The following is a 25,072-nucleotide window of genomic DNA, read 5'->3' as shown; positions in this document are numbered from 1 at the left end:
GCCCGCATGCTTGCCTTATTCCGTTGCAGCCGCGTCGCCGTCATCGGACTTGTCGTGCTTCATGTGTTTGCCGGGTTTACCGTGCCCGTCCTTGCCGTCATGACCACCGCGTTTGCCGTGATGCTTGCCACCCATACGGGCTTTGGCGAACTCTTCCGCGCTCAGCGATCCGTTCTTGTCGGTGTCCAGCTTCTCGATCATCTGCTCGGGGCTGTGACGCCCGGCCATTTCTTCCATCGACAGCTTGCCGTCTTCATTGGCGTCCATGCGCTTGATCATCTTGCCGTGGCGCTTGGCCATCCGGTCGCCTTTGCCCTTGCCCATGGCTTCAAGCTCGGTCGCGGAAAGCGACCCGTTGCCGTCGGTGTCCAGCTTCTCCAGCAGGCGCTGGCTGCGCTCGGCGTGACGTGCCTTGGCTGCGGCGGCAAGTTCATCCTGTGTCAGGAAGCCGTCGCCATCCGCGTCAGCAGCAGCAAAACGTGCCGCGGCGTGGGCTTTCATTTCTTCGGCAGTGACTTCACCGTTCATATCGGTGTCCAACTGGACAAAGTGGCTTTGCTTGCCGCCCTCTGCCTTATCCGCATTCTGCGCGACCAGTGTCGTGCCGCCCAATGCGATCAAGCCGCTCAAGAGTGCGATCTGAAGATTTGCTCGTTTTGTCATCTGTTTCTTCCTTTGGTGATCTATCTAACGCCCGCCGTTTTCAGCGTGGCGATACCGGTTCAAACGACAGCCGCCCGTCATTCCGTCGCAAAAAATGTGAAAAAGTTTTGGGCACCCCTGCGCGGGCTTTGCGACATGGCGACGCAACTGCCCCGAGATCCCTTTATTTCGCGGCGTTTTGGCCGCATGTAGGATGGGAACAAGGAAGCCCAGATGACTGACCAGACCGTAGATATGCCTCAAGCAGACACAGATGAACGCAGCATGAAGAAGTCCCTGCTGCGCGGCTGGCGGCGTAAATGCCCCAACTGCGGGGCCGGTCCGATGCTGAAAAGCTATCTGAAGGTCAATGATACCTGCACCGTCTGCGGCCAAGAACTGTTCCACCACCGCGCCGATGATGGGCCGGCCTATCTGACGATCCTGCTTGTCGGGCACCTGCTGGCCCCGGGGCTGCACATCGCCTTTGTGGTCTGGCGACCCGAGCCACTAACGTTGTTTACAATCTTTTCGGTTGGCTGCGTCGGATTGTCCCTCTACCTTCTGCCCAGACTGAAAGGAGCCATGATCGGCTTCCAATGGGCAAAGCGCATGGGCGGGTTCGGCAGCACCAGCTGACCGGCACCCCAAAAGCCCCGCTAGAAAAACAGGATATGGGGCAAGGCGATGACCATCGACAAAAGTAAAATCCGCAACGCAGCCACGGTGATCGTGATCCGCGACCGGCATACCGCGCCGCGGATCCTGATGGGGCAGCGTGGTGCGACGGCAGCCTTCATGCCCAATAAATTCGTCTTTCCGGGCGGCGCGGTCGATCTGGGCGATGCGCAGGTGCCGCTGGCCAGCATGGTCGATGAAACCTGCCAGAACCGTCTGGCCGAAGACGCCGATGGCAGCCTTGCACATGCCTTGGTGGTGGCCGCGATCCGCGAGCTTTGGGAAGAGACCGGCCTGATCCTTGGCCAGAAAGGCGCATGGGAGGGCACGCCCCCTGCCGACTGGCTGACCTTTGCACAGCGCGGCTATCTGCCCCACGCGGCCCCGCTGCAATTCGTTTTCCGCGCGCTGACGCCTCCCGGCCGTCCGCGCCGCTTTGACGCGCGTTTCTTTCTGGTCGATGCCGAGGATATCGCCACCGATCTCGACAATTTCGACGACGCCTGTGACGAGCTTTCGCATCTGCAATGGGTGGCCCTGTCGGACGCGCGCAAATTCGACATGCCCTTCATCACCGAGGTGGTGCTGGCCGAAGTCGAGGCCCGCGCGCGGCAGCTTGACCCGCCCGCCTCGGTTCCGTTCTTCAAGAATAACGACGAAGAAAGCCTGTTCCTGCGTTTGCGCGGGCGCCCGATGCCAAGCTAGGCGACCATCACCAGCATCAGGATCGACGCGATCAGCACCGCCATGCCTGCCGCCTCACGGGGGCTGATTTTCTCGCGGAAGAACAAGGTGGACGCCGCGACGCTCAGGATCAGCTCTACCTGACCAAGGGCTTTGACATAGGCCGCGTTCTGCAAGGTGAAGGCGATGAACCAGCACAGCGATCCGCCCATCGAGGTTAGCCCGATCCAGAGCGCGACCCGGCGCGCGCGCCAGACATCGCGGATCTGCCCCGGTTCGCGCAACCGCAGATACACCGCCATGATCAGCGATTGCATCGTCACCACCGCCGCAAGGGTCACGCCTGCGCGCAGCACCGGCAGATCGGTCTGCACCGCCAGCGACGCCCCGCGGTAGGACACGGCTGACACCGCGAAAAGAGCGCCTGACGCGATCCCCAGCCCCGCCGCGCGATTGCGCAGGTCGCGCAAGTGAAAGCCCTTGGCCTCTGCCCCGCCGGACAGCAGCAACAACCCGACCACGCCAAGGGCAATCGCGGCGAAACCCGTGACGCTGACGCCCTCGCCCAGAATGATCCAACCCACCAGCACCGTCAGGATGACTTCGGTCTTCTTGAAGGTGATGCCCACGGCAAAGTTGCGCTGTTTGAACAGTAGCACCACACAGACCGTCGCAAGGATCTGCGCCATACCTCCAACCAACCCATGCGCCCAGAACCCCGGCCCAAGCGGCGGCAGCGGTGTCGCGCTGAACGCCAGATAGGCCGCGAGCCCCAGTAGAATAAAGGGCGCGGAATACAGAAACCGCGAGAACGTCGCCCCCGCCGCCGACAGGGTCGCCGTGGCGAGGTATTTTTGCAGCATGAACCGCCCGGTCTGAAAGACCGCCGCGGCCAGCGTCACGAGGATCCACAGGTCCGGCAGCGTGTCAGCCATGGGCGCGGACCCCGATCACCGTGGCGCGCCCACAAAGCGGCCCACGCCCTCGGGCATCGGCAAGGCCGCATGGGCTTGGGCAAAGCGCGTCAACGCCGCCGCGATCTCCGCAGACGGATCAGAGGGTTTGCGGGTTTCAAGGCTGACATGCAGCAAGAAGTGTTCCCCCGTGGCGAGCAGCCGGTCGCCTTCGTACATCTCGTGCCACAGATGCATTTTCTTACCCGCTCCCAGCAGCACGCGGGTGCGTATGTCGATCACCGCGCCTGCATGCACTTCGTCCACGTGGCGGATATGGGTCTCAGCAGTGAAAAAGCTCCCGCCCGAGGCAATATACGCCGCGTCGCAGCCGATCAGCTCCATGAAACGGTCGGTCGCATCGGCAAAGGCCTGAAGGTATTTCGCCTCGGTCATGTGGCCATTGTAATCGGTCCAATCCAGCGGCACGGCACGATGGACGGTGGGCACCGGCCGGGACGGATCGTCGATATCCGCCGCTCGCGCCTCAAGCACGGTGCCTGCGCGCAAGGCCGCCTCGTGCTGTTTCATCAACCGTCCTGCGCCCCAATCCTGCTGCTTCAGCGCCCGCATCATCGCGACCAGATTATTGTCGCGGATGCGTTCAAGGTCGCGGATGCCATAGGCCCCCGACTGCGCGTCCGATTGCCCCGCGATCAGATCAACAAGGGTCTCGTCAAAATCGGGCACATCCATCAGCTTGGTCCAGGGCCATTTCAATGCCGGACCGAACTGCGACATGAAATGCTTCATCCCCGCTTCGCCACCGGCAACGCGATACGTCTCGAACAGGCCCATCTGCGCCCACCGGATGCCAAAGCCATAGCGGATGGCGTCGTCGATCTCTTCCGTGGTGGCGATGCCGTCCTTGACCAGCCAGAGCGACTCGCGCCAGACAGCTTCGAGCAGACGGTCGGCCACATGGGCGTCGATCTCTTTGCGCAGATGCAGCGGGAACATCCCAAGCCCCGTCAGCAGTGCCTTGGCGCGGTCTACCAGCGGGCCGTCCTGCCCCTCGGCCGGGACCAGTTCAACCAGCGGCAAAAGGTAGACGGGGTTGAAGGGATGGGCGACCATGATCTGATCGGGGCGCGTGCTGCGCGCGCGCAGTTCTGACGGTTTGAAACCCGATGTCGACGATCCGATCACCGCCTGTGCATCACAGGCGGCCTGAATCTCGGCGAGCGTGCTGTGTTTGACCTCAAGCCGCTCGGGCACGCTTTCCTGTATCCACACGGCCCCCTCCACCGCCTCGGCGATGCTGGAGCAAAACCGGAGCCCCCCTTCGGCGGGCAGGGCGACATCGGTCAGACCGGGCATGGAGCGGCGGGCGTTTGCCAGCACCTCGGCGATCTTGCGTTCGGCCTGCGGGTCGGGGTCGAACACCTGTACCTGCCAGCCATTCAGCGCAAAACGCGCGGCCCATCCGCCGCCGATTACACCACCGCCGATGATTGCTGCGATTTTGGTCATTGTCGTATCCTCAGCTGGTCCGTGTCATAGCCGTTAAAGTCCAATATCTCGCGCGCCGCCGCGATCCGGTCCGCGCCGCCGCTGGCGCTGCGGTCAAGGATCCAGCCAAAGTCGCCAGCGGGATTGCCGACCACCGCGGTGCGGAACCCTTCGTCGACCCAAAGCACCCAAAGCGTGCGCGTGCTGCCATCGGGGCGCGACAGCGCATAGCGCCCCTGCCCCTGCTGCTGCGCCAACCACAGCGTCCCGCCGCCGCCGCAGCCGACCTGTGAGCACAGCTGGAACGCGGGGCCCTGCGTCGTCTCGACCAAGGCCACCTGCGCCACGCCGTCGCCAAAGCTGTCGCGGACCAGCCACGCCCCTTTGAATCGCGCCGCGTCATAGCGGCTGGTCGCGCCAATCAGCGCTTTGCTATCCCGCAGGCCCTGCACGGTATCAGGGGCCCGAGCCGCGCATCCGGCCAGAAGCGCCAGCGCCAGAGCCAGCAGCGCGCGCTTCATGCGGCGGCCCGTTTGGTCAGGCCAAGCTGTTCGCGCACCTGCGCCGGGCCGATGACCCGTGCGCCCATATTCTCGATGATCGTTCCGGCGCGTTCGACCAGCTGCCAGTTTTCCGCCAGAACGCCCTTGTCGAGCCAGAGGTTATCCTCGAGCCCCACGCGCACATTGCCCCCCGCCAAAACGCTGGCGGCGACATAGGCCATCTGGTGACGCCCCAGCCCGAAGGCGCTGAAGGTCCAATCGTCCGGCACGTTGTTCACCATCGCCATAAAGGTGTTCAGATCATCGGGGGCGCCCCAGGGCACGCCCATGCACAGCTGCACCAAAGCAGGGCTATCCAGCACCCCGTCCTTGACCAGCTGTTTGGCGTACCACAGATGGCCCGTATCAAAGGCCTCGATCTCGGGCTTCACGCCAAGCTCGGTCATCATCCGGCCCATGGCGGACAGCATACCAGGCGTGTTGGTCATCACGTAATCGGCTTCGGCAAAGTTCATTGTGCCGCAATCAAGGGTGCAAATCTCGGGCAGGCATTCCTTGATATGCTGCACCCGTTCCGCCGCGCCGATCATATCGGTCCCGGCCACAGGGGGCAGCGGCTGCTCGGTCGAGCCAAAGACGATGTCGCCGCCCATCCCCGCTGTGAGGTTCAGGATCACGTCCACCTCTGCCTCGCGGATGCGCTGCGTCACCTCGCGGTACAGATCAAGCCGACGGCTCGGCGCGCCTGTCTCGGGGTCGCGTACGTGGCAATGGACCACCGCAGCCCCCGCCTTGGCCGCCGCAATCGCGCTGTCGGCGATCTGTGCGGGCGACCGTGGCACATGGGGGCTGCGGTCCTGACTGCCCCCCGACCCCGTGACCGCGCAGGTGATGAATACGTCCTTGTTCATGGTGAGAGGCATCAAAAACTCCTTGGGTTCAGGGCCGGCGTGGCGTTTGAAGGGTCAGAACGGCATCGGATGCGCTTTATGCGCGGCATCCAGATCTGCCATCACCTCGTCATCCAGATGCAGGTCGATCCCGCCGAGGATCACCTCGAGCTGGTCAAGCGAGGTCGCGCCAAAGATCACCGAGGTCATGAAGGGCCGCTGGCGCGTGAAGGCCAAGGACATCTGCACCGGATCCAGCCCGTGTTTCTGCGCGATCTGCAAATAGGCATCTACCGCATCGAACACGCGGTCCGTCTTGCGCCCGCCCAGATCCCCGTTGATCGCCATGCGAGATCCTTCGGGCAGCGCGCCGTTCTGGTATTTGCCGGTCAGTAACCCCGCCGCCAGCGGAGAATACGACAGCATCCCGATATCTTCGTTGTGGCATGTTTCGGCCACGTCGGTATCGGCGATGCGCGCCAGCAGCGAATATTCGTTCTGGACCGAAACGGCACGAGGGCCGCCCGTGCGTTCGGCGGCATTCACCCATTGGGTCAGCCCCCAAGCGCTTTCGTTGCTCAACCCGAAAGCGCGGATGGTGCCGCGGGTCACCTCGTCTTGCAGCGCGCCAAGGCAGTCTTCCATATGCGCCATCGTCTCGGCACGGTTCTGCGACGAGGGGTCATACTCCCAGTTCTTGCGGAACATGTAGCTGCCGCGATTGGGCCAGTGGAACTGGTAGAGGTCCACATAATCGGTGTTGAGCCGCTTCAGCGATCCTTCAAGCGTGCTGCGGATCGTATCGGGCGAAATCCCCGCGCCGTCACGCACCGGAGCCCCCGCGCCTGAGTGCTTCGTCGCCAGCACAAAGTCGTCGCGCCGTCCGGTCTTGGCGATCCACTGGCCGATGATCTCTTCTGTGCGGCCAATGGTTTCCGCCTTGATCGGGTTAACCGGATACATCTCGGCGGTGTCGATAAAGTTGATCCCCGCATCAAGGGCGCGTTCAATCTGCGCATGGCCTTCCTCGGGGGTGTTTTGCGTGCCCCAAGTCATTGAGCCCAGACAGAAATCAGTCACTTCGATACCTGTGTGACCCAGCGTGTTCTTTTGCATTGGAATTCCTCGTTTAGATTTGCGCCTACCCTTTCTGTTCCGCCACGTCACCGCAAGCGCATTTTCCGGGCAGCCACGCCGTGCAAAAGCCGAAGGGTAAAAATTTTCGCGTGACTGTCGCTTTGGCCATTGGTCTTGCCTGAAAATGGGCACAGAGTACCACGATATGCGCCTTCTCATTTCCTTCGCCGCCCTGTTTCTTTCCGTCATTCTGCTGCAACTGTCGTCAGGCGGTGTGGGGCCGTTGGACGTGTTGTCGGGCACGCAACTGGGGTTCACAAACCAGCAGATCGGCCTTTTGGGCTCGGCGCATTTCGTCGGCTTTTTTCTGGGCTGCTGGGGCGCGCCGCGCCTTTTGGGCACTGTCGGGCACAGCCGCGCCTTCGCCGCCTTTACCGCTGCGGGCGCGATCGGGCTGCTGTCGCATATGATGGTGCTGGACCCCTATGCCTGGGCGCTCATGCGGGTCGCGTCGGGGTTCTGCGTCGCCGGATGCTATACGGTGGTCGAAGCATGGTTGCAGGCGAAGGTCACGAACGAGACGCGGGGCCGCACCATGGGGGCCTACCGTGTGGTTGATACCAGCGGGTCACTGGCAGCGCAGATGATCATCGGCGTGCTCGCGCCCGCGTCCTATGTGTCCTACAACCTGTTGGCGATCCTGTGCTGTGCCGCGCTGATCCCGCTGGTGCTGACCCGCCTGCCCCAACCCGAAACCCCCGAAAAAGGGCGGCTGCGCCCCAAGCTCGCGATTGATCGATCCCCGCTGGCCGTCGCCGCCGTGGTTGTCGCGGCCCTGTCCAGCGCGTCTTTCCGGATGGTCGGGCCGATCTATGGGCAAGAAGTCGGGCTGACCGCCGGTCAGATCGCGTGGTTCCTGTCGGCTTTCGTGCTGGGGGGCGCTTTGGCGCAGTTCCCCGTCGGCTGGCTGGCCGATAAATTCGACCGCCGCTGGGTGCTGATCTGGCTGTCGGCTGCATCAATGCTTAGCTGCGCGGTCACCGTGATGTCGGCGGGCATGGGCACGCAGGCGATCTTCCTTGCCGCGACCTTCTTTGGCCTCACGACCTTTCCGATCTATTCCGTCGCGGCGTCCCACGCCCATGACTTTGCCAGCAGCTCGGAACGGGTAGAGCTTTCGGCGGCGCTGATGTTCTGGTTCGCGGTCGGGGCGATCTTTGCCCCCTACATCGCCTCGGTGCTGATCGAAGGCTTTGGCCCCGCGGCGCTGTTTACCATGATCTCGGTCGGGCACGGGGTGCTGGTGCTTTTTGGGCTGACGCGGATGCGCGCCCGCCCTACGGCTACAAAACGCACCCCCTATGTCTATGCGCCGCGCACATCCTTTACCATCGGCCGCCTGATGCGTCGCAGCCGCGAACGCGACGCCCCCTAGCCCTTGCCCCGCCGCTGCGCTAGAGACGTGCAAAAGCAGTTTCGGGGTCCAAGTCATGACGCGCCACCTTATCACCTCCGCCATTCCGTACATCAACGGGATCAAACATCTGGGCAACCTTGTGGGCAGCCAGCTGCCCGCCGATCTATACGCCCGCTATCAGCGCGGGCGCGGCCACGAGGTGTTGTTTCTCTGCGCGACGGATGAACATGGCACGCCCGCTGAACTGGCTGCTGCCAAAGCAGGTAAACCGGTGGCGGAATACTGCGCCGAGATGCACGAGGTTCAGGCCCGCATCGCGGAAGGGTTTGGCCTGTCCTTCGATCACTTTGGCCGGTCCTCCAGTGCGCAGAACAAGGCGCTGACCCAACATTTTGCCGCAGCGCTTTATGATCAGGGCCTGATTGAGGAAGTGGAACAGCGCCAGATCTACTCCGAGACCGACGGGCGGTTCCTGCCCGACCGCTATGTCGAAGGCACCTGCCCCAACTGCGGGTTCGAGGATGCCCGCGGCGACCAATGTGACAACTGTACCAAACAGCTAGACCCCGAAGACCTGATCAACCCGCGATCAACCGTTTCCGGTGCCACCGACCTCGAGATGCGCGCGACCAAGCATCTGTTCCTGCGTCAATCGCAGATGAAGGACAAGCTGGACGAATGGATCAACAGCAAGGCCGACTGGCCCGTGCTGACCACCTCTATTGCAAAGAAATGGCTGCATGACGGTGACGGGCTGCAGGACCGTGGTATCACGCGCGATCTTGATTGGGGTGTCCCCGTCAAACGCGGCGACGAAGCTTGGCCGGGGATGGAGGGCAAGGTCTTCTATGTCTGGTTCGACGCGCCTATCGAATACATCGCCTGCGCGCAGGAATGGGTCGATGCGGGCAAAGGATCGGATTGGGAAAGCTGGTGGCGTACCGACAAAGGGGCCGACGACGTGCGCTATACCCAGTTCATGGGCAAGGACAACGTCCCCTTCCACACGCTCAGCTTCCCTGCGACGATCATGGGCTCGCAAGAGCCGTGGAAGCTGGTGGATTACATCAAGTCGTTCAACTACCTCAACTATGACGGCGGCCAATTCTCGACCTCGCGCGGGCGTGGGGTGTTCATGGATCAGGCGCTCGAAATCCTGCCGGCGGACTACTGGCGTTGGTGGCTGCTGTCCCATGCGCCCGAAACCTCGGATGCGGAGTTCACGTGGGAGAATTTCCAGTCCTCCGTGAACAAGGATCTGGCGGATGTCTTGGGCAACTTTATCAGCCGCATCACCAAATTCTGCCGCTCGAAGTTCAGCGAAGACGTGCCAGCGGCTGGCGAGTACGGGCCTGAAGAACACGCGCTGATCGCCGAACTAACCGAACGGGTTGCCCGCTATCAAACCGCGATGGAGGCGATGGAGGTCCGCAAATCCGCCGCCGAGCTGCGGGCGATCTGGGCTGCGGGGAACGAATACCTGCAAGCACAGGCCCCTTGGACCACCTTCAAGACAGACCCCGACAAAGCCGCGGCGCAGGTGCGTTTGGCGCTGAACCTGATCCCGCTTTACGCGGTCTTGTCTGCGCCATTCATCCCGACGGCCGCCGCCAGCATGCTTGACAGTATGAAGGTTGAAAACGCCGCATGGCCGGATGATGTGCCTGCCGCCTTGGCCCAACTGGCCCCCGGTCACACCTTCGAGGTGCCAGAGGTGCTGTTCGCGAAAATCACCGACGACCAGCGCGACGAATGGGCCGAAAAATTCGCAGGCGGGCGCAGCTGATCTGCCAAGGCTCCGCCGTCTGACCACACCGAAAACGATCAAAGGCCAGCGCACCGCGCTGGCCTTTGATTTAGTCCCACCAGAGAACCCTGAACGGCGTTCAGGCCGCCAGCAACGGCAAACGGAACTCAAATGTGGTAAGACCGTCATCGCAGGTCACATCGATCTGACCGCTATGCGCCACCGCGATGGAGGATGCGATATGCAAGCCAAGCCCCAGCCCCTCGCCCTTGGTCTGGTCGCCACGTTGGTAGGGTTGGAACAGTTTCTGCTTCAGGCTTTCGGGGATCGGCGTGCCGCGGTTGGCAACGGAAATCACGGCCTCCGCCTCGCTGACGCGCCCGCGCACCGTGACCTCGCTGCCGTTATCGGCATAGCGCACGGCGTTCGATAACAGATTCGACACCGCCTGCGCCACGCGCGCGGCATCGCAGCTGACGGGGCGGTCAAAGTCCAGATCGACGGTGATCTTGTGATCGGGTGCTGAGGCGCGCACCTCTTCGACCACGTGGTTCAACGCATCCTCCAGCCCCGCGTCCGGCGTGGCCGAGATGCGGATACCGCCGCCCAACCGCGATTTTGCGTGCAGCATGATATTGTCGATAAGCTCGCTCATCCGGTGGATAGAACTCCCCATCAGCGGCAGAATTTTCCGCGCCTTGTCTGACAGCGGCTCCTTGTCGAGCTGGCGCACACCTGCGTTCAGCGCCGCGACCGAATTGCGGAGGTCATGGCCCAAGACGGCGACGAACTCCTCTTGCACGGCGGCCATCTGGCGTTCGTGCTCTACCAATCGCTCCTGCGCCTCAAGCCGCTCTTCGGTCTCCAGACTGCGCCCGATGATATCGGCAAACATCTCGAGCATGGCCACAACGCGGGGATGTTTGACGTCGCGCGGTTCGGTATCGATGGCGCAGAGGGTGCCAAAGAACGACCCGTTGCTCCGGAAGATCGGGATGGAGGCATAGCTGACGATGCCGAATTGCGCGGCAATCGGATGGTTGCGATAGACGTCATCCGTGGCGACATCGTTGAACATCACCTTCTCGGAGGTCTCGCGCACCGACTGGCAGAAGGTCTGGTCGATCCCGATCTCGTCGCCTTCGGACAAGCCAAAGTTCACCTCGTCCACCGTGCGACAGGCAACCCAGCGATCGGTCGTCACCCGCGCCACAGCAGCAAAGCGCATATCCGTCGCCAGCATTACCGTTTCCAGCAACGTCCCCACAGTTTCGCTTGCCGCGAGCATTTCGATATCTGACTGGAAATCATGCGCACCGGCCAGATAGGCCTCATGATCCTGAATGATCGCGCGCATATTTGTTTCGTCGTCCACCCGATATCCCCCATTTGTTTCGCATCCGCTACCATATGCACAGCCAAGAGCAACGACAATGCCATGATAACCGGCCGCGCTAGGCTTTTCGGGCACGTCACAAGCCGCGACTTTCCCCTGGAACTTAATCGTAGACACACTACCGTGAAGGGATAACTACTAAAGGAAATAGAATGAGAATCAAAATTGGCGGCATGATTTGTGCTATGATCGCGCTCGGGGCTTGCGAGCAATCGACTGGCGTACTGCCTATGGGGCCGGACACCTACAGCATTGCGACCAGCAGTGAACTTGGTGGAGTGATTGCAGCGAAAAGAACTGCTGTTTCGGAGGCTAGCGCATTTTGTACAAGCCGAGGTCAACAAATGGTTGCTATGCAAAGCCACTCCTCCGTCAAAGATGACTGGGCGGGTGATGCTATTGGGCATCACGACTTCACATTTCGCTGCTTAAACGCCGGTGACCCCCAACTGAGACGTCCTGTTGTCGGCAACAGTCAGCAAAGCTTGATTATCAACTAGTGCATTCATGAGACCATCGCCCCGCCGTGAAAGGGACGGAAACCAACCTGATTACACTGCGTAGCTGATAAAGCATCAATATGTGGTGCGGGCGGTGGGCATTGAACTGACGTATCATCTAGCGTCATCCTGTACCATTTTTTTGCCAACCTTCTGTTTTTATTAACCTTGATTGTATCATCCTGTTTCATTCGACCCCATGTCATGCTAGATATAGGGGTGGATTGCGAGGGGGATAGAAATTGCCAGCACTTCATAAGCTTTCGTCGGTCAAGGTCAGAACAGCCCCTCCGGGCAAGTATTCGGACGGGGGCGGGCTGTGGCTCGTCAAACGTGAGGACGGGGGCGCTCAATGGGTGCTACGCGTCACCATCCACGGGCGGCGGCGTGAGATGGGAATTGGGAATCTTCAAACTGTCAGCCTGAAAGAGGCGCGAGAAACAACAGAGAAGTGGCGCGCAGTGGTCCGTGACGGCAAAGACCCGATCAAGGTTCGCGACAAGCAGCGTCGGCTTGCCGCCAAAAAGGATCACACGCTAGAGGCTGTCGCGCTTGAAGCGTTCGAGGCCCGCAAGTCACAGCTTAAGGCTGATGGGAAAGCCGGTCGTTGGTTCTCGCCACTCGAACTGCATGTGCTGCCCAAAATTGGCAAGGTTCCCGTCGAGGAAATTGACCAGCAGGATATTAAAAATGCTCTCGCCCCTATCTGGCATGAGAAAGCCGACACTGCTCAAAAAGCAATGAACCGACTGAACATCACTCTGAAACATGCGGCGGCGATGGGTCTCAACGTGGATTTGCAAGCAACCATGAAAGCGAGCGCGCTGTTAGGCAAGACCCGCCACAAAGCGAAGAACATCCCCTACATGCCTTGGCCTGAGGTGCCAGCCTTCTACGCGAGCCTGCCCGAGCAGACGCCCACACACCTTGCCCTGCGGTTGCTGATCCTAACTGCCGTGCGTTCGTATCCAGTACGCTTTTGCCACCTAGATCAAATTGAGGCGAACGTATGGACTATCCCTGCGGCTAACATGAAAGGACAGCACGGGCTGGTTACCGATTTCCGGGTGCCTCTTTCTGACGAAGCCTTACAGGTCATTGAGTTGGCTAAGCCCCTATCGCGGGAAGGCTTCCTATTTCCAAGCGTTCGTAAGGGTGTAATCTCGGACGCAACGATGAGCCGTCACATGGAGCGGAGAGAGTTGCTGGCCCGCCCTCATGGTTTCCGGTCCAGCTTCAAAACGTGGTGCGTGGAGACGACCGACATGCCGGAAGTTGTTGTCGAAACGTCACTGGCTCACGTGGTCGGCAACAAGGTCGAGCGCTCCTACCGTCGAACAGACCTATTAGAACGTCGCCGTCCTTTAATGACGCGCTGGGCGGATCACGTCACAGGCAGAAACGCCAGCGAGGTGATTAAAATTGCCTGATTCCCGTACCTTAAATCTTGTTGAAACTATTTACTGCTACGAATGGCATCATTCATTTAACAAAGAGATAACGATGACTGATAAAATTCTACGCTGCCGGGACGTACAGGAGGTGACTGGTCTTAGCAGGTCCACGATTTACCGCATGATGAGCCGGGATGATTTCCCGCAGGCCACTAAGCTGGGCGTTCGCGCCATTGGCTGGCGACAGAGCGCCGTGGATTGCTGGATCGAGGGGCGGTGCGGTGGATTAGGAGCCGATAATGCAGTTGAGTGAGAATAATTTTGAGGAACTTGCCCGCGCTGCGTTCAGGTCGGTAACGATAGGAGCAGGAACGTGCGATAGGGCTAAGTTCCTAATCCTTCTCGGGTATGCTCATGAGCAAAATATTCTAGCGAAGCGACGTCTTGCCCCGCCTAGCGTGGGTAGACCGAGCAAGGGAAATTACGGTGGAATAGATTGCTTTCGGGCCTTTACAATCTGGCGTTTCGCAAAAATTTTGGATTTTGCGAAGGCGCTGTCTAACCGTGAATGGATTGACGTCATGGTACAGCTTGCTGAGTTGGGAATTGTGGAGCGACACGTATTCCCCGCGCACTCCGGTAATACCCTAGAGCAATCCGTATCTCGCGGGAAAACTAAGCTTGAGATCAGTGATGACTGGCTTTCAAGCGTTCTTTGCGAAAAATTCCAATAGGTTTTTACGCAAACGACCTGAGGTGCACCGCTGTGTTTCAATGATCTCGCAACTTAACGAGCGAGGTCACACGATGAAATATCTCACCATGTCGCAGCTGCAAGAAAAGCTTGGTGGTCGCGGACGCACTACCATCTATCGCGATGTCGAAAACGAGCGCCTTCCCAAGCCGCTTAAGCTCGGTAGTCGTCTCTATTGGGTCGAGAGCGCTGTCGATGACGCTATCGCCACAGCACAACAGCAAGCCGCCTAAGAGAAGACCCCAGCCGTACGAGGACGAGCCGGGGCGAAATTTCTTTTCAGCGGTGAACAAGAGATAGCGCGTTTGGCCCGTCCTTTCAACAAGAAAGGAAAACGGCAATGACCAACCAATTTAACTCCGAGCCAAAACCACGCTGGATTCTCTCGGCAGCTGATCTGCCCGAAGCCCGTGGGCGCGCCCGATATAGGGTGACTGATACCGACGGGAGAGCCGCTGAGGTCGTGCTGGATAAGCGAAAGCGCCAGGTTGTGGACGCGCTAATTGCTGGCGAATTGTATTGCGCCTCGACCGTGCGCATTGGCGATATCGTCTTTCGGCTGAAAGAGGACAATTGCCTCCACGCAGAGACGAAAACACTGTCGAACGGTCGCAAGTACTACACCCTTCAAGGCAAGGTCCAATTTTTGGGTTCAGTCAGCAAGGAGGGTGTATGCTGATGGCCCTTAAAATCCAAGTTGCCCGCCTACAGCGCCTCTATGGCTTGACCGCAGCCCAAGCTCGCCTCGTGGCTGGCTTGCACTACGGGGAGGGCGTGTAATGAACGGGTTGCAGATGCCCGCGAACGACCGGGGCCATAGTGCCTCGGTCAACCGCACCGCCCACCGTATCGATAGCGTATCCCGGTCTCTGGGATACTGCTTGCTGCTGGATGATCTCGACGCGTGGCTAGGACTCGCCACCATCCTGCGCGCCCGACTCAGCACGACTGAGCGCTCAGCTTTGGCTTACGTCGCGTTGAAGGCATTGCCGCCACAGCAGTCACAGCTTGTCGCTGAGGCTGTGCTTGGAGGTCCGATACCCACGGCAGCAGGTCAACCCATCGCACCCCTGTTCAACCAGATGGACGAAGCCGCATTCTGGGCTGATATGGCGGACGCGGACGAGCGGGAGGCGTATTGCCTCGCCAGCTTCAAGGCGATGACATTCGAGCGCCAATCTGCCTTCCTCGACTTCGTACAGGGGAGGCAAGCGGCTTGATGCGCGATTTCTCCAGTATGGCAGTGCATTTGGATCAGCACCGAGCGGAGCATCCGACCGGCACCCACCGCTTGCCAACTGCTTTTAAATGGCAGGACCCGAACTGTCTGCCGCGCCGCCCGTGGGTCTATGGGAAGAACCTTTTACGCAAACAGGTTGCAGTGACTGTTGCCCCCGGTGGTGTGGGAAAGTCATCTCTGACCATTGTGGAAGGGCTGGCAATGGTTTCTGAGCGCGACCTACTTGGTGAGTGGACCGCCACGGGATTAAACGTGTGGCTCTACAACCTCGAAGATCCTCGCGACGAGATGAACCTGCGCATCACAGCGGCCATGCAGCATCACAACGTCCAACCGGGCGAAGTGGAGGGTCGTCTGTTCGTTGATACTGGGCGAGAACGTGAACTTTGCACCGCTGTGCAGACCCGTGACGGCGTTGTGATCGTGAAGCCTGAGATTGACGAACTGGCGCGGGAGATTGCTGAACGCCAGATTGACGTAATGATTATTGACCCTTTCGTCTCATCCCATCAGGCGGGCGAGAATGACAACGTCGCCATCGACCTCATTGCCAAGGAATGGGCGCGGCTTGCGGATCGGTGCAACTGCGCCATTGAACTGGTTCACCATACCCGCAAGACCAACGGTATAGAGGCTACCACTGAGGACAGCAGGGGCGGTTCGGCACTCTTAGCTGCTGCGCGTTCTGGCCGAGTTCTCAACCGTATGACAGCGGACGAGAGAGAGCAGGCAGGCATTTTGCCTGACGACCTTACCACATATTTCACCGTGACCCGTGATAAGTCGAACCTCGCTCCTGTAGGAAAGCGCACATGGCGGCGCATGGTCTCGGTTGAACTGGCCAACGGTGAGAGCGTCGGCGTTGCGGAGGCTTGGGAATGGCCGGATACCTTCGACGGGTTCACCAGCAATGACCTGTTGGCCGTGCAACATGCCATCGAGGGAAAGCACCCCCGCTACTCGGATCAGGCAGGCAAAGATTGGGCCGGCGTGATCGTTGCGGAAGTTCTGGGTCTTAATGCCACAAAGGACAAGCGCCGTATCAAGAAGATGATTGAGGCTTGGCTGCAATCCGGGGCGCTTATCAAGCTGTCGGTTATTGATGGAAACAGACGTCCTCGCCCCTGCTTGGAGGTAGGCGAATGGGCAACCGAGTGATCTGCTCCACCACCCCTGAAAACGTAGTGGAGCAAGGTGGAGCAAACACCCCTCTAAACCACTGCTCCACCACCCCTCCCCCTAAAGGGGGGGAGGGTGGTGGTGGTGCGGCTAGTGGTTCGTCTGAGGTGGTGGAGCAAAACGGACAGAAACAGCACCTGACAGGTTCACAGAAAAGGGTCGCACGATGACGAAACAGAAAGACCGTAACAGCGGCTCAAAAACGGAAGCCAGAAATGCAGATGGCACTTTTGCCCCCGGCAATCCCGGCAAGCCCAAAGGATCGCGCCACAGGGCCACAATGGCCATCGAGGCGATGCTAGAGGGACAGCAGGAGGCATTGACCAAAGCGGCGATAGATAAGGCCTTAGAGGGCGACGTGACAGCGCTACGGCTCTGCCTCGACCGGATAGCGCCTGCGCGTAAGGATGGGCCAGTTTCATTCGACCTGCCCGAAATTGAGACGGCAGAGGATGCCGCTAACGCCGCACGGGCTATTCTCAGGGCCGTTGCTGGGGGCGAGGTCACGCCCCTTGAGGCCGCGTCTGTCATGGCTGTGGTCGAGCAATTCCGCCGCACCTTGGAGACCACAGAGATTGAACGCCGCATCACGGCATTGGAGGCAAGCAAATGACGCTACTGACCCGACTAAAGAAAATCGAAAATGAAAGTGGCTTGAGCGCAGCGGTGCAGCCGAACTGCATCTACCTCTGCGCCATGTCCAAAGACCCGGAAGTTTTGCCCGATCCGCAGGTGGCGATCCTCCTGAGGGGCAAGGTGCGAGATGACGTTTCGCGTCTCCTAGGTGAGAGCGCCGATGCCTTCAAAGCGAGGGTAGAAGAATGCTTCGTTTCCGAAGCCGATCCCGCCTTCAATCATAATCTACCCAACTCCCAGAAAGGCAGAAAATGAACGAGCAACTATCAGAACGACGAACTCAATTGCGACGACGCCAGCTTATGGCTCGTCAGGACATGGCGAAAAGGAGCCAAGCCGGAATGACTGACATGGATTTTATCGGCGTGGCCGAAGCCGAAGCCGAAGCGATAGCAGCGCAGGGAGGAAGAATTGATATGAACGCAGCCCAGAAGGCCCGACTTCGTGCCGAATTGCGCCGCAGACGGGCGCGGGATCAGCAGCCGCGAACGAACTTGTTCGAACAGACCATGAGCGGCGTCAATGAAGGCATTGCAGGTATGCTTGGCGCTCCGGTTGATATGGCCACCAAGGTTGTAAACGGCATGTTCTCCAAGCCAAAGTATGCGCCCGAGATGGTACCGGGGCCCAACGGGATGCCCGTCCCCAGCCCCGATGCGCAAATTGAACAAGGCCCGCAAATTCAAAGCCCAGCTGGCGGCAGCGAAGCATTCCTGAACCTCTTGTCCCCAACAATATCGGACGTAGCGCCCCAGAATACGGCTCAACGCTATGGCCGGCGGATTGGGCAGGAAGGCGGCGCAATGGCTATTCCCGGCGGTGTAGCAATGCGCGCGGCCAAATCGCCGCTTATGCTCGGGGCTACAGAGGCCGCGAGCGCTGCGGGATCTGGCATCGCGGGGCAAACGTCGCAAGAGGTGGCTCCGGGCAATCCCGTGGCAGACACGATTGCGTCAATGATTGGCGGGCTCACCCCCGTTGGTGTGGCGCGCAGTTTGCGGCCCAGCCCCCAAGCTCCGACGATAGATGAACTCAAAGCGCGACAGAGCGCCGCCTACGAAGCAGTTGAAGCATCTCCCGCGCAGTTGACACCCGACGCCACCCAGCGACTACAGGCGGCCGTTTCTGACCGCTCTGCACGCGACGGGATGGATACCTACCTTGCTCCTAAGGCATCGCGCACCGCAGATAAGATCAAACAGATGATGACACCCCGCATTGCGGAAGTTGAAAAGTCTCGTCGCCTCGTCGGACGAGATGTTGCCGGCGCGCTAGATCCGACTGAAAGCGGCATCGGAATGGGCATGAAAGAAGAAATCACGCGCTACCTCGATAATATCAGTCCGCAGGACGTCACTGGGGGAGACCCTACGGCTGCGGTTGCATCGTTGCGAGAGGGTCGAGACATGACGCGGCGCATCAAGAAAAGTGAGGATATTGATCAGCGGATGTACAAAGCTGAAAACCGCGCCGCCACAAGCGGTACGGGCGGCAATGAGATCAACGCGATCCGCCAGAACATTCGACAAATCCTAGATGATCCCCGAAAGAAGCGTAACTACAGCGCAGAAGAAATCAAAGCCATGGAAAGCATCGTTCGCGGTACACCAACACAGAATTCACTGCGAATGTTTGGGCGGTTCTCACCTACCTCAGGAACGCTTCCCGCAATGGCTGGTGGGGGGATGCTTGCCGGCGCAGCGAGTTCGGCAAATCCACTCCTAGCGATACCGTCACTTGCGGCGATGGCTGCAAAAGGTGGAGCTGAACTATCGACAAAACGCGCTGTCTCCGATTTGGGCAGCATGATCCGGAACGGTGGCCCCATGCCGAAGAAGCAGACTAGTCAGGACGAGAAACGCGCAATGATTTCTTCTTTGCTCGCCCAGACTGCCGCACAGCCACAATAGCGTAGATCCATGATGCGCCGATGCAGCCAGCCAAATAGGGCCAAGCCGCAGGCCATAGCAGACCGGCAACGACGGCCAATAAGCCGCCGATGCCGGCGATCAATTCGATGTTCCAATACTTCATGAACACGGTCCTCATCTACTTTCACTAGCATGGGGTGCCGCAACCTCCAAAGCAAGGACAAGCCGCAATGCGATATGAAGGCCAAGAACCATTTCAGCGCCCAATGCGCCCCGACCGCGTCGAGATGATCCGGCAGACTGTGATGGCCGTGGCTCGTGATAAAGTAGGGCAAAAGCTCGCCACGAAGTCCGATAGCTTCGATGATTACGTGAGTTGCATCACCTGGACAGTCTACGGTGCGCTGGCAGAGCAATGGCCGGATACAATGATAGCTGAGTTGCAAGCTGGGCTAACCGAAGCAGAGAAGGTGTGCCGATCAGAGTTCGAGCGTTGCCGGTGACCGTTTTCTAACGGGAAATAGCGGTATGCTGGCTGCTGTTAATACAGCGGAAATACAGGGTTGTAGACACGTTTGTAAAAATTGAGGCTTTGCAGTGTTGGCGCGTGCTTAACCATACAATAGGTTCAAGGAATTTCCGGTATTAATGGTATTCGAACTGCCCTACGGTACACAAGATTTACGAACACTTTTTGGCCCCTAGTAGCTGTCTGACCAAGACCAAAAACATTAATTGCGCGGAACAATTCGGATCACCTTTCAGTTTTCAAAGAGATAACTGCGAAAGGGAACCCTCATGACGCCTAAGATCACAGTTCTATTTTATTCGACTTATGGCACCAATCACGGTGTCGCACTTGAAGCCGCCCGCGCTGCCCAAGCTGCGGGTGCCGAGGTAAGATTGCGTCGGTGCAAAGAAACGGCTCCAATCGAGGTGGTCAATGGGCAAGATGCTTGGCGGGATCAGCTCAAAAAGATGGAAGACATACCGGAAGCGACGCCGGATGATATGGAGTGGGCGGACGGGTATTTCGTCTCTGTGCCAACCAGGTTCGGGGTGCCGTCCAGCCAGTTCCGCGCGTTCGTGGATACTCTGGGGCCACTATGGCAGAATGGCGCTCTCGCAAACAAAGCTATCACTGCGACCACATCCGCACAGAATCCGCAGGGTGGGCAGGAAATGACGATCCAGTCCGTCTACACGACAGCGATGCACTGGGGGGCTATCATAGTGCCACCAGGCTACGCCGATCCAATTAAGTTCGAGGACGGTGGAAACCCTTATGGGTACTCCTGCACACCTGGTGAGCTGAGCGACATCGGAAAGAAATCTGTGGCCTTCCAAGCAGAAAGACTCGTGAAGTTCACGAAGAAACTGATGGGATAAGCAGGTACCGACCCTGCCCTCAGTTATTGATGCGTAACACATTTCTCGCATCTCGTTAGAAGAACACCGGAGAAAAGTATCGCAACATTGGAGGAAATTAGCTTCCAATGTTGTGTTACATTCCTCCGGTTTTGATATACTTATTTAGGGAGTAACGGGTAGAGTTGGCCGTAAATCGCAATCGGTATCCTAAACCTATCTGCCGATGGCTACGCCGAGACCTGTAGCGACCTCCCCACTTACCATGAATTGGATGCCATGACTTTCGAACGCTTTGCGTATCGCGTCATGAGTATCGGCGTATCCAGCCAGAGGGCCGTCCCTGCTCTCTAACCGTTGAATGGTTGGGTAGCTTACTCCGCTTACTTCAGCGAGCTTTTTCGCTGACCACTTCAGCAATGCCCTTGCCGCTCGAACTTGCTCACCTGTCATGCGCTCACCTAACTTGATAGAAAATCTATTGACTTTATTTTAAGTCAACCTTATAGTATTTCTATCAACCAAGAAAGGCAACCGCCATGACAATCGCAGCACACTACGACCGCAAAGCCATTATGACCGCAGCTTGGGCAATCGTGCGTAAGGCCAACGTGGCACTATACGGCTTTCGAGTGATCATGCGTCGGGCGCTGAAAGCTGCTTGGGCCAATGCAAAGCACAGCCGCACTATGGAGGCACTGCAGGAAAAGCAGCAGCAAGCTTCCCCTCAAGTGTCTCGCATTCAACAGTCAATCGCAGCCCTTGAAGGTAAAGAGCGCTGGGCACAGGCGGACTATGCTCGAATTGGCGTGCTGCGTGCGGCTTTAAGGGCAGCCCAACAAAATGATCAGGTACGTCAGACTGTGCCTGATTCTGGTGAACGACGGGTTTCGCAAGCAGCGTAACTTTTCGCGCCGCCAATTATCCGACGTTTTCTTCGAGCACACTGGATGAGGTGGTTTGACAAAACAGACACCACACCACACTGCGCAAGCAAGACAGGTGTTGGCGACAAAGCCATCTGTACACAAATGAAAGGACTACCTCATGACTACGAAACAACTCAAAACCCGCCAAGATATGCAGGATGCCGCGACGGTACTGCACGGGTTGCTGCAAGGACTAGAAATCTTGATCGATCAGACAACGGAATCCAGCCATCTGCATAACGCGATTTACACTCTCTGCGGTCAATCCGTGAAAGCCGCTGACGTCCTGGCCGGTGCGCTGGACTGCACAAATTTTAAAGAGGGAGCAAACGCATGACTCGTTCAATCTTAGACGCCGATTTACCAGACACTCCAGACCGCCGCCTGTTGACGGGGATCAATAGCCTCTACTCTTTGGCCCGCGTGGGTATGGCGGCAAGCGATACTTCTATTTCGGTGGATTTGCAGAAGGTGGGCTACACCGAAATGTTCGGGGTGATGGGCGGCATTGCTGAAAGCCTGTTTGATGATCTGGACAGGATTGAGCGTGCAGCGGGAGTTCGTGAGTTCTACGTCGAGGCGGATAAAACAGTTGTCAGCCGCTTAGGCCACTGGAAGGCCCTAAAAGGCCGGATCGCCGAAATTGAAGGCGACGATGACGCTGGCGAGTTCGCTGCGTTGGAAAGCGAGATAGAGGCCGTTGGTGCGGAGATTGCCAGTAGCTACCCATCCACCCATGACGACGCCGCAGCAATGCTTGAGTGGGCCGAAATCGATAGCGCCGGTGGGATTCAATGCGAACAATACACTCAGGCACGAAAAACGGTTGCTGACTATCTGCGTAAGCGCGCCGAATACGTCGCTGCTAAGCCACGCGAAAGCTAACCTGAATCTTGAATCATACACATTCGCCCGCGCTTCAATCACGAGGCGCGGGCATCGCGGTGGGGGCCGCATTGGAGACTGTGAAAGATGAATTGCTATGCCACCAACAGAAACTGGTCTGACAGGTTCCTGCCTGAGATAAAGCAGCTAATCGGCGGGCACCTCTTGGAAACCTCCCCAGACCCATTTGACCACATGGAAGCTACCGACCTCATGATGCTGGATGCTCGTGACATGCGCGTAGCGGCCCGTGTGCGTCGTCCTGGCTATGCTCGCCGGTATCCCCACCAGTTCACCGTCCGCTCAGCTGTAGCGTCTGGCAGACAGACCGAGCTTTCCAAAATCGTGAACGGCAACGGGGACTGGATGTTTTACGGCCATTCAAGCGCTGATCAATCATGCTTGGAATCGTGGTCACTGATCGACTTGAGGGCTTTTCGCGCTGGGCTTATCCGCAATAGCGTGAACCAAGCCCAGATAGTGATGGGTGACCAGAAGAATTCGGACGGGTCCAGATTCAAGTGGTTCGATGTGAGGTCTTTTCCAGCAGATCCTCCGCTGGTGGTAGCGTCTTCAATCGCAGCTTCGCAACATTAGCCCGAGATTCAGCCATAGCAAAAACTCCCATGCATCAAATTCGAATGTTGGCCCTATGTCGTTATTCTGCTTGAGTTTTTATATTGAGGATGCTTGCCCAAAGCATATGCAAAGGTCGTCTGGAAAAATTGCCGCAACGCACTATCTACAGCCTTGGAAGACCGCTAAGGGTTTTAACAAATAACCGGTTTCGAGGATGTTTAATGATCAAGGTGATCCACGTCGAAGATGACGACGACATACGAGAGTTGGTCGAACTTTCATTAAAAATTTCAGGCGAATTCGAGGTCCTGAGCTGCGCTTCCGGCATTGAAGCGATGAGCGCAGTGGAAGCATTCAAGCCGGATCTCCTACTGTTGGACGTTATGATGCCGAACATGAACGGCGTAGAGACTTTAGAGAATATCAGAAATTTGGAGGGCTTCTCCATGATTCCAGCAATATTTGTGACTGCCCGGGCGGGTGTGGATCAAAACCAAGCGGTTCTCAAAGCAGGGGCGCTTGGCGTAATTGTAAAGCCCTTCGATCCGCTTGAGCTTGGAGGTGAGGTAAAGACACTTTTCTCAGACGCTAGCATGTCCTCCTGATGCGTTTGCGACATGATCCGTTACGTCCAGCCTTTGAAGTACTCCTACCCTTAGGCAGAATTTTCCTTGGAAAAATGCGCTGCAAGCGGTTTAATGCCTTGAGAAGTAACCGCGTGTTTCATTGGCAGGAGTATCGGGTTGGCCGCTTTCCTTGTGAGTTTTGAAGTCGAGCATTTAAGGGCGTCAGAAGACTTGGATGCTATGATGGAGAAATTGGATGCGGTCAGGATAGGCCAGCATCTTTGGGGACTGGAGCTCGATATAGATCCCGATACTGTGCATGACTGGCTAAAGTCGAATTTGGACCACGGTGATACCGCAGTCGTAATTCAACTCCGTCCGCTCCTCGAGCAATCAAGTACTAACATCTCGGTCATGGCCAGAAAATGGCTGGACAGGGTGCTACATCAGCCTTCGGACCAAGACATAGCCATCAAAGGTCCTAGCTCAGCGCAATCCGCGAAACTCACTTAGAACTGACCTCGTAAGAGCTTCGGCCATCGATTGCCCTGCTAAAAGTGAGGTGTCTGCCTTCTTGAGATCCGCAAGAGAAATGAGACATTCTCTGCTTTCTTTCGCCAACGCATCTGGTTTTGCATAACCCATGGCCCAAGATGGGAATGCCCGAGCGTCTGTTTCACCTTCCCAAACATTCGAAAGGCCGTGGTGCCGCTGGTCGTATGCTATTCGCTTGTAGCTTTTCTTGACCATGTCCTCGGAACCTTCCAGGACCTGAAAAAAAAGTTGGTCGTGATACATGAGCAGGCCGGTGATCTCATCGCGCTCATTGTTCCGTATGGAAGCGCTCAAAATGTCAGATAAATCATCGTCGCCTAGTTGGGTGTCGGTAACACTCACATAAGCCATTTGGTAAACCATTTGAAATCTCACCCCTCATCCTAGCTCATAGTGCCTAGTTGCTGCAAAAAATTGCTATGACCTCCAATTAGCCCAATAATATCATACGTGTAGGCCTAGGTTGGACAGAACCGCTCGAAAGCTCTCAACCTACTGAAAACGCGTTATCTTATCAGGGATAAGTCCTGCAATGCCGGGCGCATGGTCCAAGTCGCTTGACGTAAGGTCGCTTTCGAATGATCCGCCATTGATCATGCCATGTTCAGGGAGGAGTCATTTCTGAGCTAATTTTAGTTGAATTTCGGGGATTTAGTGCTCTTCGAGTTAACATAGATTATAGCCCCCCTCCTCGTATCTGCTAGAAGCGGCAGTGCAAGCGGCCCGAACCGTACCCAAATTGTAGAAAGTACGTAAGAGTCTGATGGTTTCTGAAAATAGTGGGAATGAACCTAATTTCATTCGCAAGTTTCGCCGCTGGCGGTGGTCATACTGGCTTGCCGTCGCGACTTTAGTCGTTCTCTGGTGTTATGCCGTTTATGAGGTAATCAGCTACTTCGTACGAAGCTAACAAAGGCTAAATAACCAATCGTTCAGATAGCCCCCTTGCCATTGCATTGAAGCGGGCCATTTGCGTCTTATGGCTAAGGATGATGACAAAACAAAGCGGCATTCACGTCGATGGGTGTACGAGCGCATCGCGTTTGCAGCGGCTGTCGGACTTCTGTGGTTGGCCGCTTTTTTCGTAGCCTACTACCTCTGAATTTTGCCGTCCGAGCTAGGCGAAACCGATACCACACGTCATGGTTCACATTTAATTTTTAACTGCATATTAACT

At 57.9% G+C, this 25,072-nt stretch carries 28 protein-coding genes; 19 read left to right on the top strand and 9 right to left on the bottom strand.

The window, feature by feature from the left end; translation table 11 throughout:
• Positions 1 to 15 precede the first annotated feature (15 nt).
• On the bottom strand, positions 16 to 663 hold the full coding sequence (locus B4F27_RS14395) for an EF-hand domain-containing protein (RefSeq protein WP_286759969.1): 648 nt from the start codon (positions 661 to 663) through the stop codon (positions 16 to 18).
• 213 nt (positions 664 to 876) lie between these two features.
• Here B4F27_RS14395 and B4F27_RS14390 point away from each other — a divergent pair, with 213 nt between their 5' ends.
• Together B4F27_RS14390 and B4F27_RS14385 are read left to right on the top strand one after the other, a co-directional pair.
• Positions 877 to 1,281 carry a DUF983 domain-containing protein gene (locus B4F27_RS14390; RefSeq protein WP_286759968.1) on the top strand — a complete coding sequence of 135 codons (405 nt, stop codon included), beginning with the start codon at positions 877 to 879 and terminating at the stop codon, positions 1,279 to 1,281.
• 48 nt (positions 1,282 to 1,329) lie between these two features.
• Positions 1,330 to 2,025 (top strand): NUDIX hydrolase, encoded by a 696-nt coding sequence (locus B4F27_RS14385; protein ID WP_009825059.1) that lies wholly within the window; start codon positions 1,330 to 1,332, stop codon positions 2,023 to 2,025.
• On the opposite strand, the gene B4F27_RS14380 is transcribed toward B4F27_RS14385, so the two are convergent.
• From B4F27_RS14380 to B4F27_RS14360, 5 genes are read right to left on the bottom strand one after another with little or no spacing between them, the layout of a single operon-like run.
• Positions 2,022 to 2,939, bottom strand: a complete 918-nt coding sequence (locus B4F27_RS14380) for a DMT family transporter (RefSeq protein ID WP_286759965.1) — start codon at positions 2,937 to 2,939, stop codon at positions 2,022 to 2,024. The two genes, B4F27_RS14385 and B4F27_RS14380, sit on opposite strands and share 4 nt — an antisense overlap.
• A gap of 15 nt (positions 2,940 to 2,954) precedes the next feature.
• Positions 2,955 to 4,430, bottom strand: coding sequence for a carnitine 3-dehydrogenase (locus B4F27_RS14375; protein WP_286759964.1), 1,476 nt, complete (start codon positions 4,428 to 4,430; stop codon positions 2,955 to 2,957).
• Positions 4,427 to 4,930: a lipocalin family protein gene (locus B4F27_RS14370; RefSeq protein WP_286759963.1), complete on the bottom strand. Its 504-nt coding sequence runs from the start codon at positions 4,928 to 4,930 to the stop codon at positions 4,427 to 4,429. The genes B4F27_RS14375 and B4F27_RS14370 overlap by 4 nt, the downstream gene beginning before the upstream one ends.
• Entirely contained in the window at positions 4,927 to 5,835 is a 909-nt protein-coding gene (locus B4F27_RS14365) for a 3-keto-5-aminohexanoate cleavage protein (protein WP_074634587.1), read from the bottom strand. The genes B4F27_RS14370 and B4F27_RS14365 overlap by 4 nt, the downstream gene beginning before the upstream one ends.
• A gap of 42 nt (positions 5,836 to 5,877) precedes the next feature.
• Positions 5,878 to 6,918 (bottom strand): aldo/keto reductase, encoded by a 1,041-nt coding sequence (locus tag B4F27_RS14360; RefSeq protein ID WP_074634588.1) that lies wholly within the window; start codon positions 6,916 to 6,918, stop codon positions 5,878 to 5,880.
• Between the two features lie 166 nt (positions 6,919 to 7,084).
• On the opposite strand from B4F27_RS14360, the gene B4F27_RS14355 reads away from it, so the two are divergent.
• Entirely contained in the window at positions 7,085 to 8,314 is a 1,230-nt protein-coding gene (locus tag B4F27_RS14355; RefSeq protein ID WP_005849273.1) for an MFS transporter, read from the top strand.
• A 55-nt stretch (positions 8,315 to 8,369) separates the two neighbouring features.
• The gene (metG, locus tag B4F27_RS14350; RefSeq protein WP_286759962.1) at positions 8,370 to 10,082 is read left to right on the top strand and encodes a methionine--tRNA ligase; all 1,713 of its coding nucleotides are present in this window, start codon (positions 8,370 to 8,372) and stop codon (positions 10,080 to 10,082) included.
• A 100-nt stretch (positions 10,083 to 10,182) separates the two neighbouring features.
• Here metG and B4F27_RS14345 read toward each other — a convergent pair whose 3' ends face one another.
• Positions 10,183 to 11,418 carry a GAF domain-containing sensor histidine kinase gene (locus B4F27_RS14345; RefSeq protein ID WP_286759961.1) on the bottom strand — a complete coding sequence of 412 codons (1,236 nt, stop codon included), beginning with the start codon at positions 11,416 to 11,418 and terminating at the stop codon, positions 10,183 to 10,185.
• A gap of 173 nt (positions 11,419 to 11,591) precedes the next feature.
• Here B4F27_RS14345 and B4F27_RS14340 point away from each other — a divergent pair, with 173 nt between their 5' ends.
• The 11 genes from B4F27_RS14340 to B4F27_RS14290 all read left to right on the top strand — a co-directional run bounded on the left by B4F27_RS14340 (position 11,592) and on the right by B4F27_RS14290 (position 20,402).
• On the top strand, positions 11,592 to 11,939 hold the full coding sequence (locus B4F27_RS14340; protein WP_051577584.1) for a hypothetical protein: 348 nt from the start codon (positions 11,592 to 11,594) through the stop codon (positions 11,937 to 11,939).
• A gap of 242 nt (positions 11,940 to 12,181) precedes the next feature.
• Positions 12,182 to 13,369, top strand: a complete 1,188-nt coding sequence (locus B4F27_RS14335) for a tyrosine-type recombinase/integrase (protein WP_286759960.1) — start codon at positions 12,182 to 12,184, stop codon at positions 13,367 to 13,369.
• A 73-nt stretch (positions 13,370 to 13,442) separates the two neighbouring features.
• Entirely contained in the window at positions 13,443 to 13,646 is a 204-nt protein-coding gene (locus tag B4F27_RS14330; RefSeq protein ID WP_286759959.1) for a helix-turn-helix transcriptional regulator, read from the top strand.
• A 494-nt stretch (positions 13,647 to 14,140) separates the two neighbouring features.
• Complete coding sequence (locus B4F27_RS14325) at positions 14,141 to 14,320, top strand: helix-turn-helix transcriptional regulator (protein ID WP_260011024.1); 180 nt, start codon at positions 14,141 to 14,143, stop codon at positions 14,318 to 14,320.
• A 107-nt stretch (positions 14,321 to 14,427) separates the two neighbouring features.
• Positions 14,428 to 14,766 (top strand): hypothetical protein, encoded by a 339-nt coding sequence (locus B4F27_RS14320; RefSeq protein ID WP_286759958.1) that lies wholly within the window; start codon positions 14,428 to 14,430, stop codon positions 14,764 to 14,766.
• A 100-nt stretch (positions 14,767 to 14,866) separates the two neighbouring features.
• Positions 14,867 to 15,307, top strand: coding sequence for a hypothetical protein (locus B4F27_RS14315; protein ID WP_286759957.1), 441 nt, complete (start codon positions 14,867 to 14,869; stop codon positions 15,305 to 15,307).
• Complete coding sequence (locus B4F27_RS14310; RefSeq protein ID WP_286759956.1) at positions 15,307 to 16,485, top strand: AAA family ATPase; 1,179 nt, start codon at positions 15,307 to 15,309, stop codon at positions 16,483 to 16,485. The genes B4F27_RS14315 and B4F27_RS14310 overlap by 1 nt, the downstream gene beginning before the upstream one ends.
• Before the next feature lie 187 nt (positions 16,486 to 16,672).
• Positions 16,673 to 17,119 carry a DUF5681 domain-containing protein gene (locus tag B4F27_RS14305; protein ID WP_286759955.1) on the top strand — a complete coding sequence of 149 codons (447 nt, stop codon included), beginning with the start codon at positions 16,673 to 16,675 and terminating at the stop codon, positions 17,117 to 17,119.
• Entirely contained in the window at positions 17,116 to 17,397 is a 282-nt protein-coding gene (locus tag B4F27_RS14300; protein WP_286759954.1) for a hypothetical protein, read from the top strand. The genes B4F27_RS14305 and B4F27_RS14300 overlap by 4 nt, the downstream gene beginning before the upstream one ends.
• Positions 17,394 to 19,052 (top strand): hypothetical protein, encoded by a 1,659-nt coding sequence (locus B4F27_RS14295; protein WP_286759953.1) that lies wholly within the window; start codon positions 17,394 to 17,396, stop codon positions 19,050 to 19,052. Before B4F27_RS14300 ends, B4F27_RS14295 begins: the two co-directional genes overlap by 4 nt.
• 759 nt (positions 19,053 to 19,811) lie before the next feature.
• Positions 19,812 to 20,402 carry an NAD(P)H-dependent oxidoreductase gene (locus B4F27_RS14290; RefSeq protein WP_286759952.1) on the top strand — a complete coding sequence of 197 codons (591 nt, stop codon included), beginning with the start codon at positions 19,812 to 19,814 and terminating at the stop codon, positions 20,400 to 20,402.
• Between the two features lie 195 nt (positions 20,403 to 20,597).
• Here B4F27_RS14290 and B4F27_RS17660 read toward each other — a convergent pair whose 3' ends face one another.
• On the bottom strand, positions 20,598 to 20,834 hold the full coding sequence (locus B4F27_RS17660) for a helix-turn-helix domain-containing protein (RefSeq protein WP_414717704.1): 237 nt from the start codon (positions 20,832 to 20,834) through the stop codon (positions 20,598 to 20,600).
• Between the two features lie 86 nt (positions 20,835 to 20,920).
• Here B4F27_RS17660 and B4F27_RS14285 point away from each other — a divergent pair, with 86 nt between their 5' ends.
• From B4F27_RS14285 to B4F27_RS14270, 4 genes are all read left to right on the top strand, one after another.
• Positions 20,921 to 21,286 (top strand): hypothetical protein, encoded by a 366-nt coding sequence (locus B4F27_RS14285; RefSeq protein WP_286759951.1) that lies wholly within the window; start codon positions 20,921 to 20,923, stop codon positions 21,284 to 21,286.
• 142 nt (positions 21,287 to 21,428) lie between these two features.
• Positions 21,429 to 21,647, top strand: a complete 219-nt coding sequence (locus B4F27_RS14280; RefSeq protein WP_286759950.1) for a hypothetical protein — start codon at positions 21,429 to 21,431, stop codon at positions 21,645 to 21,647.
• The gene (locus tag B4F27_RS14275; RefSeq protein ID WP_286759949.1) at positions 21,644 to 22,195 is read left to right on the top strand and encodes a hypothetical protein; all 552 of its coding nucleotides are present in this window, start codon (positions 21,644 to 21,646) and stop codon (positions 22,193 to 22,195) included. The genes B4F27_RS14280 and B4F27_RS14275 overlap by 4 nt, the downstream gene beginning before the upstream one ends.
• 800 nt (positions 22,196 to 22,995) lie before the next feature.
• Positions 22,996 to 23,379, top strand: a complete 384-nt coding sequence (locus B4F27_RS14270; protein WP_286759948.1) for a response regulator — start codon at positions 22,996 to 22,998, stop codon at positions 23,377 to 23,379.
• 447 nt (positions 23,380 to 23,826) lie between these two features.
• Here B4F27_RS14270 and B4F27_RS14265 read toward each other — a convergent pair whose 3' ends face one another.
• On the bottom strand, positions 23,827 to 24,258 hold the full coding sequence (locus tag B4F27_RS14265; RefSeq protein ID WP_286759947.1) for a BLUF domain-containing protein: 432 nt from the start codon (positions 24,256 to 24,258) through the stop codon (positions 23,827 to 23,829).
• Between the last annotated feature and the right edge of the window lie 814 nt (positions 24,259 to 25,072).

This window comes from Sulfitobacter sp. UBA1132 (assembly GCF_002311545.1).
Classification (GTDB): domain Bacteria; phylum Pseudomonadota; class Alphaproteobacteria; order Rhodobacterales; family Rhodobacteraceae; genus Sulfitobacter; species Sulfitobacter pontiacus.
This window is presented reverse-complemented; position numbering and strand designations above follow the sequence as displayed.

Excerpts from the sequence above, each read along its gene's own strand:
- B4F27_RS14370 (WP_286759963.1), bottom strand. The coding sequence starts at position 4,930 with ATGAAGCGCGCGCTGCTGGCTCTGGCGCTGGCGCTTCTGGCCGGATGC.
- B4F27_RS14395 (WP_286759969.1), bottom strand. The coding sequence starts at position 663 with ATGACAAAACGAGCAAATCTTCAGATCGCACTCTTGAGCGGCTTGATC.
- B4F27_RS14385 (WP_009825059.1), top strand. The coding sequence starts at position 1,330 with ATGACCATCGACAAAAGTAAAATCCGCAACGCAGCCACGGTGATCGTG.
- metG (WP_286759962.1), top strand. The coding sequence starts at position 8,370 with ATGACGCGCCACCTTATCACCTCCGCCATTCCGTACATCAACGGGATC.
- B4F27_RS14270 (WP_286759948.1), top strand. The coding sequence starts at position 22,996 with ATGATCAAGGTGATCCACGTCGAAGATGACGACGACATACGAGAGTTG.
- B4F27_RS14355 (WP_005849273.1), top strand. The coding sequence starts at position 7,085 with ATGCGCCTTCTCATTTCCTTCGCCGCCCTGTTTCTTTCCGTCATTCTG.
- B4F27_RS14330 (WP_286759959.1), top strand. The coding sequence starts at position 13,443 with ATGACTGATAAAATTCTACGCTGCCGGGACGTACAGGAGGTGACTGGT.
- B4F27_RS14285 (WP_286759951.1), top strand. The coding sequence starts at position 20,921 with ATGACAATCGCAGCACACTACGACCGCAAAGCCATTATGACCGCAGCT.
- B4F27_RS14340 (WP_051577584.1), top strand. The coding sequence starts at position 11,592 with ATGAGAATCAAAATTGGCGGCATGATTTGTGCTATGATCGCGCTCGGG.
- B4F27_RS17660 (WP_414717704.1), bottom strand. The coding sequence starts at position 20,834 with ATGACAGGTGAGCAAGTTCGAGCGGCAAGGGCATTGCTGAAGTGGTCA.
- B4F27_RS14295 (WP_286759953.1), top strand. The coding sequence starts at position 17,394 with ATGAACGAGCAACTATCAGAACGACGAACTCAATTGCGACGACGCCAG.
- B4F27_RS14310 (WP_286759956.1), top strand. The coding sequence starts at position 15,307 with ATGCGCGATTTCTCCAGTATGGCAGTGCATTTGGATCAGCACCGAGCG.
- B4F27_RS14360 (WP_074634588.1), bottom strand. The coding sequence starts at position 6,918 with ATGCAAAAGAACACGCTGGGTCACACAGGTATCGAAGTGACTGATTTC.
- B4F27_RS14325 (WP_260011024.1), top strand. The coding sequence starts at position 14,141 with ATGAAATATCTCACCATGTCGCAGCTGCAAGAAAAGCTTGGTGGTCGC.
- B4F27_RS14315 (WP_286759957.1), top strand. The coding sequence starts at position 14,867 with ATGAACGGGTTGCAGATGCCCGCGAACGACCGGGGCCATAGTGCCTCG.
- B4F27_RS14380 (WP_286759965.1), bottom strand. The coding sequence starts at position 2,939 with ATGGCTGACACGCTGCCGGACCTGTGGATCCTCGTGACGCTGGCCGCG.
- B4F27_RS14275 (WP_286759949.1), top strand. The coding sequence starts at position 21,644 with ATGACTCGTTCAATCTTAGACGCCGATTTACCAGACACTCCAGACCGC.
- B4F27_RS14265 (WP_286759947.1), bottom strand. The coding sequence starts at position 24,258 with ATGGTTTACCAAATGGCTTATGTGAGTGTTACCGACACCCAACTAGGC.
- B4F27_RS14320 (WP_286759958.1), top strand. The coding sequence starts at position 14,428 with ATGACCAACCAATTTAACTCCGAGCCAAAACCACGCTGGATTCTCTCG.
- B4F27_RS14305 (WP_286759955.1), top strand. The coding sequence starts at position 16,673 with ATGACGAAACAGAAAGACCGTAACAGCGGCTCAAAAACGGAAGCCAGA.
- B4F27_RS14290 (WP_286759952.1), top strand. The coding sequence starts at position 19,812 with ATGACGCCTAAGATCACAGTTCTATTTTATTCGACTTATGGCACCAAT.
- B4F27_RS14390 (WP_286759968.1), top strand. The coding sequence starts at position 877 with ATGACTGACCAGACCGTAGATATGCCTCAAGCAGACACAGATGAACGC.
- B4F27_RS14365 (WP_074634587.1), bottom strand. The coding sequence starts at position 5,835 with ATGCCTCTCACCATGAACAAGGACGTATTCATCACCTGCGCGGTCACG.
- B4F27_RS14300 (WP_286759954.1), top strand. The coding sequence starts at position 17,116 with ATGACGCTACTGACCCGACTAAAGAAAATCGAAAATGAAAGTGGCTTG.
- B4F27_RS14375 (WP_286759964.1), bottom strand. The coding sequence starts at position 4,430 with ATGACCAAAATCGCAGCAATCATCGGCGGTGGTGTAATCGGCGGCGGA.
- B4F27_RS14280 (WP_286759950.1), top strand. The coding sequence starts at position 21,429 with ATGACTACGAAACAACTCAAAACCCGCCAAGATATGCAGGATGCCGCG.